1 protein-coding gene is annotated in these 268 nt (G+C 67.2%); it reads left to right on the top strand.

Annotation, left to right across the window (positions count from 1 at the left end; translation table 11 throughout):
• The coding region (locus ACZ3HH_RS30195; protein WP_465810270.1) for a histidine phosphatase family protein at nt 1-250 on the top strand (250 nt) is incomplete at its 5' end.
• Between the last annotated feature and the right edge of the window lie 18 nt (nt 251-268).

Raw genomic sequence — 268 nt, 5'->3', positions numbered from 1 at the left:
GGCCGCCGACTGGCCTCACCATGATTTCTCGACACTCGAGGAAACCTGGTGGCCAGCAGCCACTGAAACGCCGGAGGTGGTCACGCGCCGGGCCACCCAGTTCCGCAACGACATCCTGGCGCTCGGCGACCACGCCCATACGCTCGTGGTCAGCCATTGGGCCTTCCTGCTCGCCCTGACCGGCCGCAGCCTGGCCAATGGCGAATGGATGGAGCACGACCCCAGCACCCCTGTCCCGGAGATCGGCTAGACCACGGGACCTGACCCA

The sequence above is a fragment of the Pseudomonas sp. PME37.24/025 genome, assembly GCF_055556615.1.
This window is presented reverse-complemented; position numbering and strand designations above follow the sequence as displayed.